9 protein-coding genes are annotated in these 13,816 nt (G+C 63.3%); 3 read left to right on the forward strand and 6 right to left on the reverse strand.

What is annotated here, in order from left to right; translation table 11 throughout:
• Positions 1-273: 273 nt before the first annotated feature.
• Both glyA and RIN61_RS15290 read right to left on the reverse strand, forming a co-directional pair.
• A complete protein-coding gene (gene glyA, locus RIN61_RS15285) occupies positions 274-1,527 on the reverse strand; it encodes a serine hydroxymethyltransferase (RefSeq protein WP_112251928.1) in 1,254 nt (417 codons plus the stop codon).
• Between the two features lie 284 nt (positions 1,528-1,811).
• A complete protein-coding gene (locus RIN61_RS15290; protein ID WP_207879782.1) occupies positions 1,812-5,642 on the reverse strand; it encodes a sensor domain-containing protein in 3,831 nt (1,276 codons plus the stop codon).
• Between the two features lie 247 nt (positions 5,643-5,889).
• On the opposite strand from RIN61_RS15290, the gene RIN61_RS15295 reads away from it, so the two are divergent.
• From RIN61_RS15295 to gdhA, 3 genes are all read left to right on the forward strand, one after another.
• Positions 5,890-6,303 carry a hypothetical protein gene (locus RIN61_RS15295; RefSeq protein ID WP_112251931.1) on the forward strand — a complete coding sequence of 138 codons (414 nt, stop codon included), beginning with the start codon at positions 5,890-5,892 and terminating at the stop codon, positions 6,301-6,303.
• A 480-nt stretch (positions 6,304-6,783) separates the two neighbouring features.
• Positions 6,784-8,451, forward strand: a complete 1,668-nt coding sequence (ettA, locus tag RIN61_RS15300; RefSeq protein WP_085601695.1) for an energy-dependent translational throttle protein EttA — start codon at positions 6,784-6,786, stop codon at positions 8,449-8,451.
• A 313-nt stretch (positions 8,452-8,764) separates the two neighbouring features.
• On the forward strand, positions 8,765-10,105 hold the full coding sequence (gdhA, locus tag RIN61_RS15305; RefSeq protein ID WP_313852675.1) for an NADP-specific glutamate dehydrogenase: 1,341 nt from the start codon (positions 8,765-8,767) through the stop codon (positions 10,103-10,105).
• A 123-nt stretch (positions 10,106-10,228) separates the two neighbouring features.
• Here the strand turns inward: gdhA and RIN61_RS15310 are convergent, their stop codons facing one another.
• The 4 genes from RIN61_RS15310 to RIN61_RS15325 all read right to left on the reverse strand — a co-directional run bounded on the left by RIN61_RS15310 (position 10,229) and on the right by RIN61_RS15325 (position 13,806).
• Entirely contained in the window at positions 10,229-10,726 is a 498-nt protein-coding gene (locus RIN61_RS15310; RefSeq protein ID WP_313852677.1) for a GreA/GreB family elongation factor, read from the reverse strand.
• Positions 10,727-10,793: 67 nt separating this feature from the next.
• Entirely contained in the window at positions 10,794-11,150 is a 357-nt protein-coding gene (locus RIN61_RS15315; RefSeq protein ID WP_207878432.1) for a hypothetical protein, read from the reverse strand.
• A gap of 239 nt (positions 11,151-11,389) precedes the next feature.
• Positions 11,390-13,243 (reverse strand): Lnb N-terminal periplasmic domain-containing protein, encoded by a 1,854-nt coding sequence (locus RIN61_RS15320; protein WP_112251935.1) that lies wholly within the window; start codon positions 13,241-13,243, stop codon positions 11,390-11,392.
• 74 nt (positions 13,244-13,317) lie between these two features.
• The gene (locus RIN61_RS15325; protein WP_112251936.1) at positions 13,318-13,806 is read right to left on the reverse strand and encodes a DUF3015 domain-containing protein; all 489 of its coding nucleotides are present in this window, start codon (positions 13,804-13,806) and stop codon (positions 13,318-13,320) included.
• Positions 13,807-13,816: the final 10 nt, after the last annotated feature.

Consider the following 13,816-nt stretch of genomic DNA (forward strand, 5'->3'; position numbering starts at 1 on the left):
GCCCTTGGAGCGGCTCCGCTTCATGACCCTCCCTCGATGATCAGTCGAGAACTTTCGCCTCTTGTGAGGCGAAAGTCGAGATACAAGGAGCGGCCTTGTGTCGCGAAAGGACCGCAACGCGGTCCCGGCGATTTCGGCGGCAACGCTGCAATCGTGGGGCCGCTGCGCGCCCCTTTCGCGACACAAGGCCGCTCCTACAGGATTGCCGACAGCCCCCCGAAAACGAAAAAGCCCGGCACTAGGCCGGGCTTTTCGCTGTCAGGCAATCGCCAATCAGTTGCCGTAAACCGGCAGCTTCTTGCAGATGGCCTTGACCTTCTCACGCACGGCGTCGATCACCGCTTCGTTGTTCAGGTCAGCCAGGATGTCGCAGATCCAGCCAGCCAGCTCGCGGCACTCGGCTTCCTTGAAACCACGGGTGGTAACGGCTGGGGTGCCGAAACGCAGGCCCGAGGTGACGAACGGGGAACGTGGGTCGTTCGGTACCGAGTTCTTGTTGACGGTGATGAAGGCTTTGCCCAGGGCGGCGTCAGCGTCCTTGCCGGAGATTTCCTGCTTGATCAGCGAAAGCAGGAACAGGTGGTTCTGGGTACCACCGGAAACCACGTCGAAACCACGCTCGATGAACACGCTGGCCATGGCCTGGGCGTTCTTCACTACCTGCTGCTGGTAAGCCTTGAACTCAGGCTGCAGGGCTTCCTTGAAGCAGATGGCCTTGGCAGCGATGACGTGCTCCAGCGGGCCACCCTGGGCGCCCGGGAAGACGGCGGAGTTCAGCTTCTTCTCGATCTCTTCGTTCTTGCGAGCGAGGATCAGGCCGCCGCGCGGGCCGCGCAGGGTCTTGTGGGTGGTGGTGGTGACCACGTCGGCGAACGGAACAGGGTTCGGGTACACGCCAGCGGCAACCAGGCCGGCAACGTGGGCCATGTCGACGAACAGGTAGGCACCGACCTTGTCGGCGATGGCGCGGAAGCGGGCGAAGTCCAGAACCTGCGAGTAGGCAGAGAAGCCGGCAACGATCATCTTCGGCTTGTGCTCGACAGCCAGGCGCTCGACTTCGTCGTAGTCGATCAGGCCGTTGCCGTCGATGCCGTACTGGATGGCGTTGTACAGCTTGCCCGAGGAGCTTACCGAAGCACCGTGGGTCAGGTGGCCACCGTGGGCCAGGCTCATGCCCAGGATGGTGTCACCGGCCGACAGCAAGGCCAGGTAGACGGCAGCGTTGGCCTGGGAGCCGGCGTGCGGCTGGACGTTGGCGTAGTCGGCGCCGAACAGTTGCTTGGCACGGTCGATGGCCAGCTGCTCGACGACGTCGACGTACTCGCAACCACCGTAGTAGCGCTTGCCCGGGTAGCCTTCGGCGTACTTGTTGGTCAGGACCGAGCCCTGTGCCTCCATGACTGCCGGGCTGGTGTAGTTTTCCGAAGCGATCAGCTCGATATGCTCTTCCTGGCGCAGAGCTTCTTGCTGCATGGCTTCGAAGAGCTCGGCGTCGTACTTGGCAATGGTCAAATCACGGCTGAACATGGCGGTCCTCAAGGATCGGGGTGAATTGGGGGGGCATTCTAACCGATTGATTCGCGGCTGGCATATGAAGTGGCATCAAGTCGCGGACCAATGGGCTTCATGTTGCATCCCGCGCCGTGTCTGGGCTGGGCGGGGATCGGAGTTGACCTGGAAGTCCGCTTTTGGGGGCGCGTTGCGCCCCATCGCCGGCAAGCCAGCTCCCACTTCGACTGCGCTGGCCTCAAGCCATGCATTGTACCTGTGGGAGCTGGCTTGCCGGCGATGAGGCCAGTGCAGGCAACGCATCAATGGAACATGAACAACGTCTCGTTGGCGAACTGCGCCTCGAACTGATGCGCCGGCATCGGCCGCCCGAACAGGTAGCCCTGCACTTCGTCGCAACCATGCTCGCGCAGGAACTCCAGCTGCTCGTGGGTCTCCACCCCTTCGGCGATTACCGCCAGGTTGAGGCTGTGGGCCATGGCGATGATCGCCCGGGCAATCTGCGCATCCTGCTCGCCTTCAGGCAGGCCGTCGACGAAGGTGCGGTCGATCTTCAATACGTCGATCGGGAACTGCTTGAGGTAGTTCAACGACGAGTAACCGGTGCCGAAGTCGTCCACCGCGATGCTCAGGCCGAGGTTTTTCAGGCTGGCGAGAATCTGCATGGCTTCGTTCACTTCGCGCATCAGGATGCTTTCGGTCAGCTCCAGCTCCAGGCATGCCGGTGGCAGGCTGGTTTCTTCCAGAATGGTGGCGATGCGCGTGCCCAACTGGCCGTCGGAGAACTGCCGCGCCGAGATGTTCACCGACACCTTGGGCACGCGCACCTTGGCCTTGTGCCAGGCCTTGAGCTGGCGGCTGGCCTCGCGCAGCACCCAGTCGCCCACGTCCACCACCAGGCCCAGCTCTTCGATCACCGGGATGAAATCGCCCGGCGGCACCAGGCCGCGGGTCGGGTGGCGCCAGCGCAGCAGGGCTTCGGCGCCGGTCAGGCGCTTGCCGTCGCCGCTGAACTGCGGCTGGTAGTAGAGAATGAACTCGTTCTGCTCCATGGCATGGCGCAGGTCGCTCTCCAGCTCCAGGCGTTCCAGGGCGCTGGCGTTCATCTCCGCCTGGTAGAACTGGAAGTTGTTCTTGCCGCGCTCCTTGGCGTGGTACATGGCGGTGTCGGCGTTTTTCATCAGCTGGCTCAGCTCGCTGCCGTCCTGCGGGCTGAGGGCGATGCCAATGCTGGCGGTAACGAAGAACTCGCGGTTTTCCAGCACGAACGGCCGCACCAGGCTGGCAAGAATGTTCTCGGCCACGTGGATGGCGCGGTTGAGTGCCATCTCGCGGGTAGCGCGCGGTTGCAGCAGCAGGGTGAACTCGTCACCGCCCATGCGCGCCACGGTGTCGTCGTTGTCCACGCAGGCCAGCAGGCGCTGGGCCATGTCCTTGAGCATGCGGTCGCCAGCGGCATGGCCGAGGGAATCGTTGATCGGCTTGAAGCGGTCCAGGTCCAGGAACATCAGCACCACCCAGGCCTTTTGCCGCTCGGCCTGCTGCAGGGCGTTGTACAGGCGGTCCTGGAACAACGTGCGGTTGGGCAGGTGGGTGAGGGCATCGTAGTAGGCCAGGCGGTGGATGCGCTGTTCGCTGGCCTTGCGCTCGCTGATATCGGTGAAGAAGCACACGTAGCTGGCCAGGTCGCCTTCATCGTCCAGCACTGCGGTAATACCGACCCAGGCCGGGTAGTGGTCGCCGTCGCGGCGCTTGAGCCACACCTCGCCCTCCCAGCTGCCGCGCTGGAACAGCTGCTTGACCACGTAGCGTAGGTGGCCTTCCTGCTGCTCGTCGACGGTAAGCATGCCCGGCAACTGGTCGAGCACCTCGCTGACGGCGTAGCCACTGACGCGGCTGAACGCTTCGTTGGCCTGGACGATATAGCCTGCCGGGTCGGTGATGAGGATGGCCGAGGTGGAGTGCTCGAATACCGTCGCGGCCATGCGCAGGTCTTTTTCGGCGCGGCGTTGCTGGCTGATGTCGCGGCCCACCCCGAGCACGCCTTCGAAGCGTTCTTCATCGTCCCAAACCAGCACCAGGCGCAGCTCGATCGGGATCTTGCGGCCATCGGCGCGCAGGCAGTCGAACAGGAACAGCTGGGTAGGCAACTGGCTGCGCAGCTGGGCCAGCTGGGCCGGGTCGCCCATGGCCTTGCTGACGCGCTCCATCAGGCTGTAGATGCCAGTGAGCTGGGACGGGTTGGCAACGATCGACTGCCAGCCGTTGGTGAAGATCCAGTCGGCCTGGTAGCCCAGCACGCTCTGCACCGAGGGGCTTACGTAGTTGAGCTGGAGCAGCCTGTCGGTGGAGAAGATCACGTCGCTGATGCTTTCGGCGAGCATGCGGTAGCGCTGTTCGCTGTCGCGCAGTGACTGGCTGGCCTCGATCTGCACAGTCACGTCCTTGCCTACGCCGATGATGCGCGTGACCAGGCCGTCGGCGTCACGGGTCAGCACTTGTTCGCGGATGTCGTAGCAGCGCCAGCCGCCATCACGGTGGCGGAAGCGCAGTTGGCAGTGCAGCGGCTGGTCATGGCCGCTGTCGCGCTGTTGCTGGCGCAGCGCCTGGTAGTGCGCGGCGTCCTCGGGGTGCAGCAGCAGCTCCCAGAAGCGGTCGCCCATCTGCGCCAGCTCGGTACGGTCGTAGCCCAGGGTCTGGCCGAGGTGGCGGTTGCTGAAGATCATGCGCTGGCTGAGCACGTCCTGCACGTACAACTGATCGGGCACGGTGCGCACCACGTCCGACCAGAAACTTTCGCGCTCCAGCAGCGACAGCTCCACCTGCTTGCGGCTGGTGATGTCGCTGATGCTGAGGATGACCGCCTGGTAGTCACGGCGCTGCTGCGGCAGGCGGGCCATCAGCCACAGGTGCAGCTCGCCACCCAGCGGCGCCGGCAGGCGTACTTCCAGCTCCAGCAGCGGGCGCTGTTCGATCAGCGCGTCGATCAGTTGCATGCCGATGCTGTCGCGGCCATCGCCAGTGCCGTCGATCAGGCGCTGCCAGGCACCTTCGTGGCTGTCGATGTTCAACAACTGGCGGGCCACCTGGTTGATCTCGGTGATCTTCAGCTCCAGCAGCAGCGAGCGGCGCAGGTTCGGGTCCAGGGCCAGGCTGTGCTTGAGCGCGGCACGGTTGCGCAGGTGGTAGCGGTCGAGTTGGCCGGGCAGGCTGGACAGGTCGAGCACGCACAAGGCCACGCCGGTGCCTTCGAAGATTTCCTGATAGCGCCGGCGGTCTTCCTGCAGCGCCCGTTGGCGGCGGCGCATGTTGATCAAGGCCAGTACCGGCAACAGGGCGCAGAACAGCACCAGCAGGCATTTGCCGAGCAGCGCCGGCAGCAGCTTCTGCTGGGCCAGCTTGGCGTCGAACAGGCCGCGCAACTGCCAGGTACTGTTATCGATGAAGGCCAGCATCACGCTTTGCAGCGGCTCGTTGCTGGTGTCGGCTGGCGCATGGCTTTGCAGTACCTCGCCGTTGCGGCTGTTTTCCAGCAGCCACAGCGGGTGGCCGGCACCATCCAGGTGGAGGGTGAGGGTGCGGTAGTAGTCCGGTGACAGGCGCAGCAGCCAGTAGCCACGGCCCTGTTCGGTGGCCTGGCGTAGCAACAGGTAGAGGGTGCGGTTGTCGGCCGAATTGGTGAAGAAATACGGGCTGCCCTGGTTCAGCCTGAGCAGTTCGTCAAGCAAATGGCGGTCGGGGCTGCCGGCCAGGCTGTCGGCCTGCACCTGCCCGTTGGCGTCCAGCCAGGCCATGCTCTGCAGGGCTGGCAGGCGCTCACGCAGGGTGCCCAGCAGGCTGGGCAGGGCCGAGGGTGTCGGCGGCTTGACGTAGGGCTGCACCACATTCATGGCCTGCTGGGCCTTGAACGCCATGTTCAGGCTCAGGTGGTCAGCCAGTTCGGCGGTGGCGTCCAGGCTCTGTTTGCGCAGGTCGGCCTGGGTATGGTTGAACTGGGCGAACAGTTGCCACAGCAGCAGGCCCAGCAGGATCAGGGCCAGCAGCGCCAACGCACCCTTGATCGACCCGCGCAGCGAGGCGGCGGGCGCCTGTGGCGCGGAACGCAATGACGACGGATGAGTAAGATTGGTCAAGCGTTGATCCTGCGATTGGGCTGGCGATGGCAGGGATGGATCATGCACGGTGTGTGCCGGTGTCTGGTTGCCAGACCGCGGTGGCGCACTATAAGGCCGGACACCCGAAACGAGCTAGCATGCCGAGAATTATGGCAAAGTGCCAGCCGATATGACCGATGGTGCCTGCCCGGTGGTTCGGCAAGCTCCTGCAACCTGTGCGAGAATGCGCCCGCTTCAAATGACAACGCATCGGAGATGTTCGGTTTTGGTTACTCACTTTTCCTCCAATGGCCTCGATTCCGCCTGCGGGCGCAGCAGTCAGACCCTTGTCAGCACTGCCGTGACCGAGGACGTATCCTGCAAGTCTTGCCAGCGTTCGCTGAGCAAACCCGAGGCGGCAGCTGTCGCCAAGAGCAAGAGCCCGTCGCTGGCTGAACTGCGCAAGACCGCCAAGGCGGCAGCAGAGCCAGCAGTTGCCGTGGCCGAGGCCAAGCCGGCGGCCAAGGTCGTCAGCAATGTGCCTGCGGCCGCCAAACCGGCCAAACCGGCCAAGGCTGCCGAACAGCAGCCGGCTCGCAGCGGTGGCTTCAGTGTGAAGTCCGCCTGGGCCGCGCGCCTGGCCGAGCAGGGCGAGCGTTGCCGCTTGCCGCGGGGCAAGGCCAGGCAGCGTCACGTCTGAGCCATCGTTGGCTGCTGTGCCGGCCCTTTCGCGGCTAAAGCCGCTCCCACAGGGATATCACTGCCTTTGAATACTGTGCAGTTCCTGTGGGACTCCTCAGGGATATCACTGCCTTTGAGTTCTGTGCAGTTCCTGTGGGACTCCTCAGGGATATCACTGCCTTTGAGTTCTGTGCAGTTCCTGTGGTACTCCTCAGGGATATCACTGCCTTTGAGTTCTGTGCAGTTCCTGTGGTACTCCTCAGGGATATCACTGCCTTTGAATACTGTGCAGTACCTGTGGGAGCGGCTTTAGCCGCGAAGAGGCCGGTCCAGGCAATAGATTCCGATCCCACTCCCACCATCCGCCCCTCCTATGCAACGCCGCGCGTTGGCGTAGAATGGTCGACTTTGTTCAATGACACCCCGTAAATACATCCCCCTGGCCAGCGCGCCGGGGCGATCGTCGATGTCTTTACCTATCTGATTAGAGGGCTTGGTTTTGGCTCAATACGTCTACACCATGCATCGGCTGAGCAAGGTCGTGCCGCCGAAGCGGGAAATTCTCAAGAACATTTCCCTGTCGTTCTTCCCGGGCGCCAAGATCGGCGTGCTCGGCCTGAACGGCGCCGGTAAATCGACTCTGCTGCGGATCATGGCGGGCGTCGACAAGGAATTCGACGGCGAAGCCCGTCCGATGCCCGACATCAACGTTGGCTACCTGCCACAGGAACCGCAACTGGACCCGAACAAGTCGGTGCGCGAAGTGGTCGAGGAAGCGGTCAGCGTGATCAAGGACGCCCAGGCGCGCCTGGACGAGGTCTACGCGGCCTACGCCGAACCGGATGCCGACTTCGACAAGCTGGCCGCCGAGCAGGCCAAGCTGGAAGCCATCCTGCAGGCCGCCGACGGCCACAACCTGGAGCGTCAGCTGGACGTTGCCGCCGACGCCCTGCGCCTGCCGGCCTGGGACGCGCGCATCGAGCACCTGTCCGGTGGTGAGAAGCGCCGTGTGGCCCTGTGCCGCCTGCTGCTGTCGGCCCCCGACATGCTGCTGCTGGACGAACCGACCAACCACCTGGATGCCGACTCGGTGGCTTGGCTGGAGCGCTTCCTGCACGACTTCCCGGGCACCGTGGTAGCCATTACCCACGACCGTTACTTCCTCGACAACGTCGCTGGCTGGATCCTGGAACTGGACCGCGGCGCCGGCATCCCGTACGAAGGCAACTACTCGGGCTGGCTGGAAGCCAAGTCCGAGCGCCTGGCGCAGGAATCCAAGCAGCAGAGCGCCCACGAAAAGGCCATGAAAGAGGAACTGGAATGGGTGCGCAAAGGCGCCAAGGCCCGCCAGTCCAAGTCCAAGGCCCGTCTGCAGCGCTTTGAAGAAATGCAGTCGCAGGAATTCCAGAAGCGCAGCGAAACCAACGAGATCTACATCCCGGCCGGTCCGCGCCTGGGCGACAAGGTCATCGAGTTCAAGAACGTCACCAAGGGCTACGGCGATCGCGTGCTGATCGACAACCTGTCGTTCTCCATGCCTAAAGGCGCCATCGTCGGTGTGATCGGTGGTAACGGTGCCGGTAAGTCGACCCTGTTCCGCATGCTGATGGGCAAGGAACAACCGGACTCGGGCAGCATCGAGATCGGTGAAACCGTGCAGTTGGCCTGCGTCGACCAGAGCCGCGAGGACCTGGACGGTGCCAAGACCGTGTTCCAGCAGATTTCCGACGGTTCCGACATGATCCGCATCGGCAACTACGAGATCCCGTCGCGTACCTACGTGGGCCGCTTCAACTTCAAGGGTGGCGACCAGCAGAAGTTCGTCAAGGACCTGTCCGGTGGTGAGCGTGGCCGCCTGCACCTGGCCCTGACCCTGAAGGAGGGCGGTAACGTCCTGCTGCTCGACGAACCGTCCAACGACCTCGACGTCGAAACCCTGCGTTCGCTGGAAGAAGCCCTGCTGGACTTCCCGGGCGCGGCGATCGTGATCTCCCACGACCGTTGGTTCCTGGACCGTGTGGCTACCCACATCCTGGCCTACGAAGACGACTCGAACGTGGTGTTCTTCGAGGGTAACTACACCGAGTACGAAGCCGACCGCAAGAAGCGCCTGGGCGATGCTGCAGCCCAGCCGCACCGTGTACGGCACAAGAAGCTGGCCCAGTAAGCCGGTGTTCTGATGCACAGGAATGGGGCCTTCGCGGCCCCATTTTTGTGCCTGGCTGGAAAGTGGTGTGGGTTTCTTCGCGGGTGAACCCGCTCCCACAGGAAAGCCCACAGTTTTAAACTTTTGCAAAACCCCTGTGGGAGCGGGTTTACCCGCGAAGATGCCATCACTGACGGTGGGTTTGTATACAGTTATAGAAAACGCACCAAATAATTTCAAAAAAACGACATTTCGCCCTATTCCGGTGCGATTGCTTCTTGGTACATTCCTGAAAAAAACCAATAAGTCCAATCCTCTTGGTGAGATGTCTACCATGATCGAATCTGTCGACAATTTCCTCGCGCGCCTGAAGCAACGCGACCCGGGCCAACCTGAATTCCATCAGGCGGTGGAAGAAGTGCTGCGCAGCCTGTGGCCATTCCTCGAGGCCAACCCGCATTACCTGCAGGCGGGTATTCTGGAACGCATGGTCGAGCCCGAGCGCGCCGTACTGTTCCGCGTGTCCTGGGTCGATGACCAGGGCAAGGTGCAGGTCAATCGCGGCTACCGCATTCAGATGAGCAGCGCCATCGGCCCGTACAAGGGCGGCCTGCGCTTCCACCCGTCGGTCAACCTGGGCGTGCTCAAGTTCCTGGCCTTCGAGCAGGTATTCAAGAACTCCCTCACCTCGCTGCCCATGGGCGGCGGCAAAGGCGGCTCGGACTTCGACCCCAAAGGCAAGAGCGATGCCGAAGTCATGCGCTTCTGCCAGGCGTTCATGAGCGAGCTGTACCGCCACATCGGCGCTGACCTGGACGTCCCGGCCGGCGACATCGGCGTGGGTGCCCGCGAAATCGGCTTCATGTTCGGCCAGTACAAGCGCCTGGCCAACCAGTTCACTTCGGTGCTGACCGGCAAGGGCATGACTTACGGCGGCAGCCTGATCCGCCCGGAAGCCACCGGCTACGGGTGCGTGTACTTCGCCGAAGAAATGCTCAAGCGCCAGGACAAGCGTATCGATGGCTGCCGCGTGGCGATTTCCGGTTCGGGTAACGTGGCCCAGTATGCTGCGCGCAAGGTCATGGACCTGGGCGGCAAGGTGGTTTCGCTGTCTGATTCCGAAGGCACCCTGTACGCCGAAGCCGGCCTGACCGATGCCCAGTGGGATGCGGTGATGGAGCTGAAGAACGTCAAGCGTGGCCGCATCAGCGAGCTGGCTGCGCAGTTCGGCCTGGAGTTCCGCAAGGGCCAGACCCCGTGGAGCCTGCCGTGCGACATCGCCCTGCCGTGTGCCACGCAGAACGAGCTGGGCGCCGAAGACGCCCGCACCTTGCTGCGCAATGGCTGCATCTGCGTGGCCGAAGGCGCCAACATGCCGACTACCCTGGAGGCTGTGGATATCTTCCTCGAAGCGGGCATCCTGTACGCCCCGGGCAAGGCCTCCAACGCTGGTGGCGTGGCTGTGTCGGGCCTGGAGATGTCGCAGAACGCCATGCGCCTGCTATGGACTGCCGGTGAGGTGGACAGCAAGCTGCACAACATCATGCAGTCGATTCACCATGCTTGCGTGCATTACGGTGAAGAGGCGGATGGCAGCATCAACTACGTCAAAGGTGCGAACATCGCAGGCTTCGTGAAAGTGGCTGATGCGATGCTGGCGCAGGGCGTGGTTTGATTCGAGGCCGTTGGGGCCGCTTTGCGGCCCTTTCGCGACACAAGGCCGCTCCCACAGGGAATTGCGTACTCCTGTGGGAGCGGCCTTGTGTCGCGATGGGCTGCAAAGCAGCCCCCAAGGCCCTCAACCTTCACTCATAACCTCAACCACCTCGATCACCTGCTCCCCGACCGGCCGCCGCCAGACCACCTCATCCCCAGGCCCCGCCCCCAGCAAAGCCCGCCCCAACGGCGCCCCCCAGTTGATCAGCCCCCGCCCGGCATCCGCCTCATCCTCGCCCACCAGCCGCACCACATGTTCCTGATCCTGCGTATCGACAAACCGCACCCGGCTACCAATCTGTACCTTGCTGCGGGAAGTCGCCGCCGGCACCACCTGGGCACTCTGCACCCGCGCGCTGAAGTAGCGCAGGTCCCGTTCGGTATCCGCCAGCCGCTGCTTGTCGCCCCGTTCGCCCTGGGCCTGCAATTCGCTGCGCAGGGCATTCAGTTCGGCCACGCGCTCCTGCAGCTGGCGCAGGCCGCTGGCGGTGACGTAGTTGGGTTGTTCACTGACCCGTCGCTCGACCGGCTGATCAGCCTGGGCGGCGGCCTGGTCTTCGTTGACGAATGCTCGGCTCATGTGTGGCCTCCTTGTGCAGGAGACCATCATCGCAGGCTGCCGGTTTCAAGGAATGTCCGTTTGCGACTCAGTTGTGGCGATAGGCGCGTGCGGCATCGCGGTCTTTTTCCTGCTCCCAGTCGCGTTCGCGCTGGTCCCAGAAGCGCTCGTGGTACTGGCGCTGTTCTTCGCTGTTCTGCATGGCGTGGCACTGGCGAAAACCGTCGTCCCAGCCGCTTTCGTACTGGCGCTCGTGCAGGTAGCGCGGCACGTCCTTGCGAAAACCACCGACCATCAGCCCCGCCGCCTGGCGGCCGCTGCTGCAGCCGTCCTGGAAACCATCGGCATAGGCGGGGGGATAACCCTGATTGATCATCTGCTCGTGGGTGGTTTCGCAACCAGACAGCAACAACGCCATGCACACGCCGAACCAGTACCGCGACATAACCACAAAACCTCCGGTTGATACTGGAAAGTCTAGGTGGCGTTCTGTCGGGGAACCGTCAAAACAGTGTCAAAGACTCGGTTGGTTCACATAGGTCAGCCGTGATGCGGTCATTTGTGGGAGCGGCCTTGCGTCGCGAAAGGGCCGCAAAGCGGCCCCGGCAATTCTGCATGAGTGCAACAATCTGGGGGCGCTTCGCACCCCTTTCGCGACGCAAGGCAGCTCCCACAAAGTCCGCTTCAGTAGTGATACCACTTCAGCTCAAGCATCACCTCGTTCTGCGCCGTAGCCAGGTGGCTGAACTCCCGCGAAGCACTCAACCGCACGCCCAGGTTCTGGCTGATCTCCCACTGCTGGTTCAGGCTCACACTGCGCCGCACCTCACCATTGGCGAAATAATCGCCCTTGGCCTCAAGCGTCATGTTGCCCAGCCCGTTGCGCCACAGCAGCCCGCCATTGAAGCCCGCCGCCGGGGCGATGAACTGAGCAAAATCATTGTGGTGCTCGACCCGCACCGTGCCCAGGGCAAAGCCCAGCAACCCGTCGGCCAGTTGCCAGGTGCCACCGGCCCCGCCGTTCACATGGCTCACCAGCACTTCGTCATCATGCTTGCCCGGCACGCGCTCAAGCCCGCCGGCCACCTGCCACGACCAAGGCTTGAGCAGCTCGTTGCGCGGCGTCAGCGAGCGAATGGTGGCCAGGTCCAGGCGCTGTACCTGCCAGTCATTGCCTTCGTACTGGCGCAGCTTCAGCTGCAGGATCTCGATCTGCGCACCCAGCGGGAAGCCATAGGCGTTGTCATTCAGGTCGTGGTAGGCCATGCGCAGGCCGTACTCGGCGTAGGCGCGGTCTTCGCGGGTGCCCACGCCCAGCTGCCAGGTGCGCGAATCATGGCCGTCCTCGGGCAGGCCCGGGCGCTCGATCTGCAGGGGCGGTGGCGGGTTGCTGTTGATTGCCCGCAGCAGTTCGAAACTGCGCTTGGCCTGCCCAGGGTCGCGCTCCTGGCCATTGGCGCGGTAACGCTCCAGGCGGTACGCGGCATCCTGCACCAGCGCCTGGCGCTGGCGGGGGAGGGCCTTGAATTCGGGGCTCTGCAATTGCGCGGTGTCGGCGCTTACAGCCAGCACCTGGCGCTTCTCGTCGTGATCAAGCGGCTCGGCCCGGGCCAACAGTTCGCGTTCGCGAGAAGGGCGGTACGTTTCGCTGGCGACCATGCCGGACTGCTTCACGGCCTTCACCGTGTCGGTCGGGATCGCGGTCAGCGGGAACTGCGACGTCAGGTCCAGGCTCGGGCGGGCCACCTGCAGCAGTTCCAGCAGGCGATACGAGCAGTTCTCGTCGAAGAAGAAGTAGTCGAACTGGATCTGCTTCAGCTCCCACACATGTTCGACCATGCGCCCGGTTTCTTCCGGGGTCAGGTCCAGCTGGTACTCCCACAGGTCGCGGTTTTCCAGGCTGCGGTATTCGGACAGTTTTTCCTGGTAGGGCATCAGCGCGAACAGGCCCGGGTAGCCGCCCATCAGGCCTTTCCAGGCATACAGGATGCTGTTGTCGCTGCCTTCGATGTAGGCGCCGAAGTTGATCGCGTAGCTCAGCAGCGTGGTGTCGTCGCTGCGGGTGTTGGACTGGTCGATGCGCAGCAAGGTGTGGCCGAACATCGATGACGGGCTGTTCAGGTAGGCCGCCGGGAAGATCAGCGCCGCACTGTGCGGGTCGATCGACTGGTACCAGGTGGTGAATTCCTGGCAGTTTGGTTGTGGCAAATCCTGCAGGTCGAGCTGTTCGCGCAGCCAGCGGGTGCGCGCCGGGAACACGCACTGGGCATGCTTGTCGCCGAGGTTGGCCGGCGCGTACAGCGCTTCGACCGTGGCTTGCAGCTCCTGATCGGGGTGGTGCGCGCCGTCCTCGGCAAGGAAGAACGCCTCATCGTCCACGTAGCTGCGCCAGCCACCCAGCTTGGCGGTTTCGTAATGGCCCAGGGCAATCCAGTAAGGGGTGTTGGCCAGTTGCTGGACACGGCCTTGGTCCAGCACGGGCGCGGCATGAACAGGGGCGCAGGCACACAGCGCCAGGGATACGAAGCGTTTGAGCATGTCGGGCAACTACTTCTGAACGATGCCGAAAAAAGGCGAAACCCGCCCCGGAACCGGGGCGGGAGCAGCTGCACTCAGGCCTCGGTTGCGTATTTGGCCAGGCGTGGGTCGTTCTTCAGAACGGCCAAGGTGTTGCTGTGGACGGTTTCGGCAGTGACGTCGGCGCTGCTGAAGATCTGGTTGAAGTGCTGGTGGGTGACCGACGCGAAGTAGCCACGGTCTTCCGGAGCCACACCGAGGACCACGGCATAGGTGGTCAGCGCTTCACCCTGGCCCATGGCCATGTCTTCGGACAGTTCGTTCATCATGCCATTCATGGCGAACCAGGACTTACCGCCGTAGGTCAGCGACGCCCTGGTCGAGCAGCCGTTGGTGCCGGAGGTCATGCCGAAGGTGGCGTTACCGGAGGTGCCGTTGGTGGTGGAAGCCAGGAAGTGTGCCGGAGTGCCGCGCTGGCCTTCGAACAGCATGTTGCCCCAGCCGCAGTTCGGGCCGCCTGGCGCTTCGGCCATGGCATTGATCGAGACCACGGTGAACAGAGTACCCAGAAGAATCCGTTTCATAGCATTTGTT

Origin of the sequence: Pseudomonas inefficax (assembly GCF_032164165.1) — a bacterium.
In the GTDB taxonomy this organism is placed as follows: domain Bacteria; phylum Pseudomonadota; class Gammaproteobacteria; order Pseudomonadales; family Pseudomonadaceae; genus Aquipseudomonas; species Aquipseudomonas inefficax.

What these genes read in the sequence shown, in the direction of transcription:
- glyA (WP_112251928.1), bottom strand. Translation starts at nt 1,527, where the DNA reads ATGTTCAGCCGTGATTTGACCATTGCCAAGTACGACGCCGAGCTCTTC.
- gdhA (WP_313852675.1), top strand. Translation starts at nt 8,765, where the DNA reads ATGATCGAATCTGTCGACAATTTCCTCGCGCGCCTGAAGCAACGCGAC.
- RIN61_RS15310 (WP_313852677.1), bottom strand. Translation starts at nt 10,726, where the DNA reads ATGAGCCGAGCATTCGTCAACGAAGACCAGGCCGCCGCCCAGGCTGAT.
- RIN61_RS15315 (WP_207878432.1), bottom strand. Translation starts at nt 11,150, where the DNA reads ATGTCGCGGTACTGGTTCGGCGTGTGCATGGCGTTGTTGCTGTCTGGT.
- RIN61_RS15320 (WP_112251935.1), bottom strand. Translation starts at nt 13,243, where the DNA reads ATGCTCAAACGCTTCGTATCCCTGGCGCTGTGTGCCTGCGCCCCTGTT.
- RIN61_RS15325 (WP_112251936.1), bottom strand. Translation starts at nt 13,806, where the DNA reads ATGAAACGGATTCTTCTGGGTACTCTGTTCACCGTGGTCTCGATCAAT.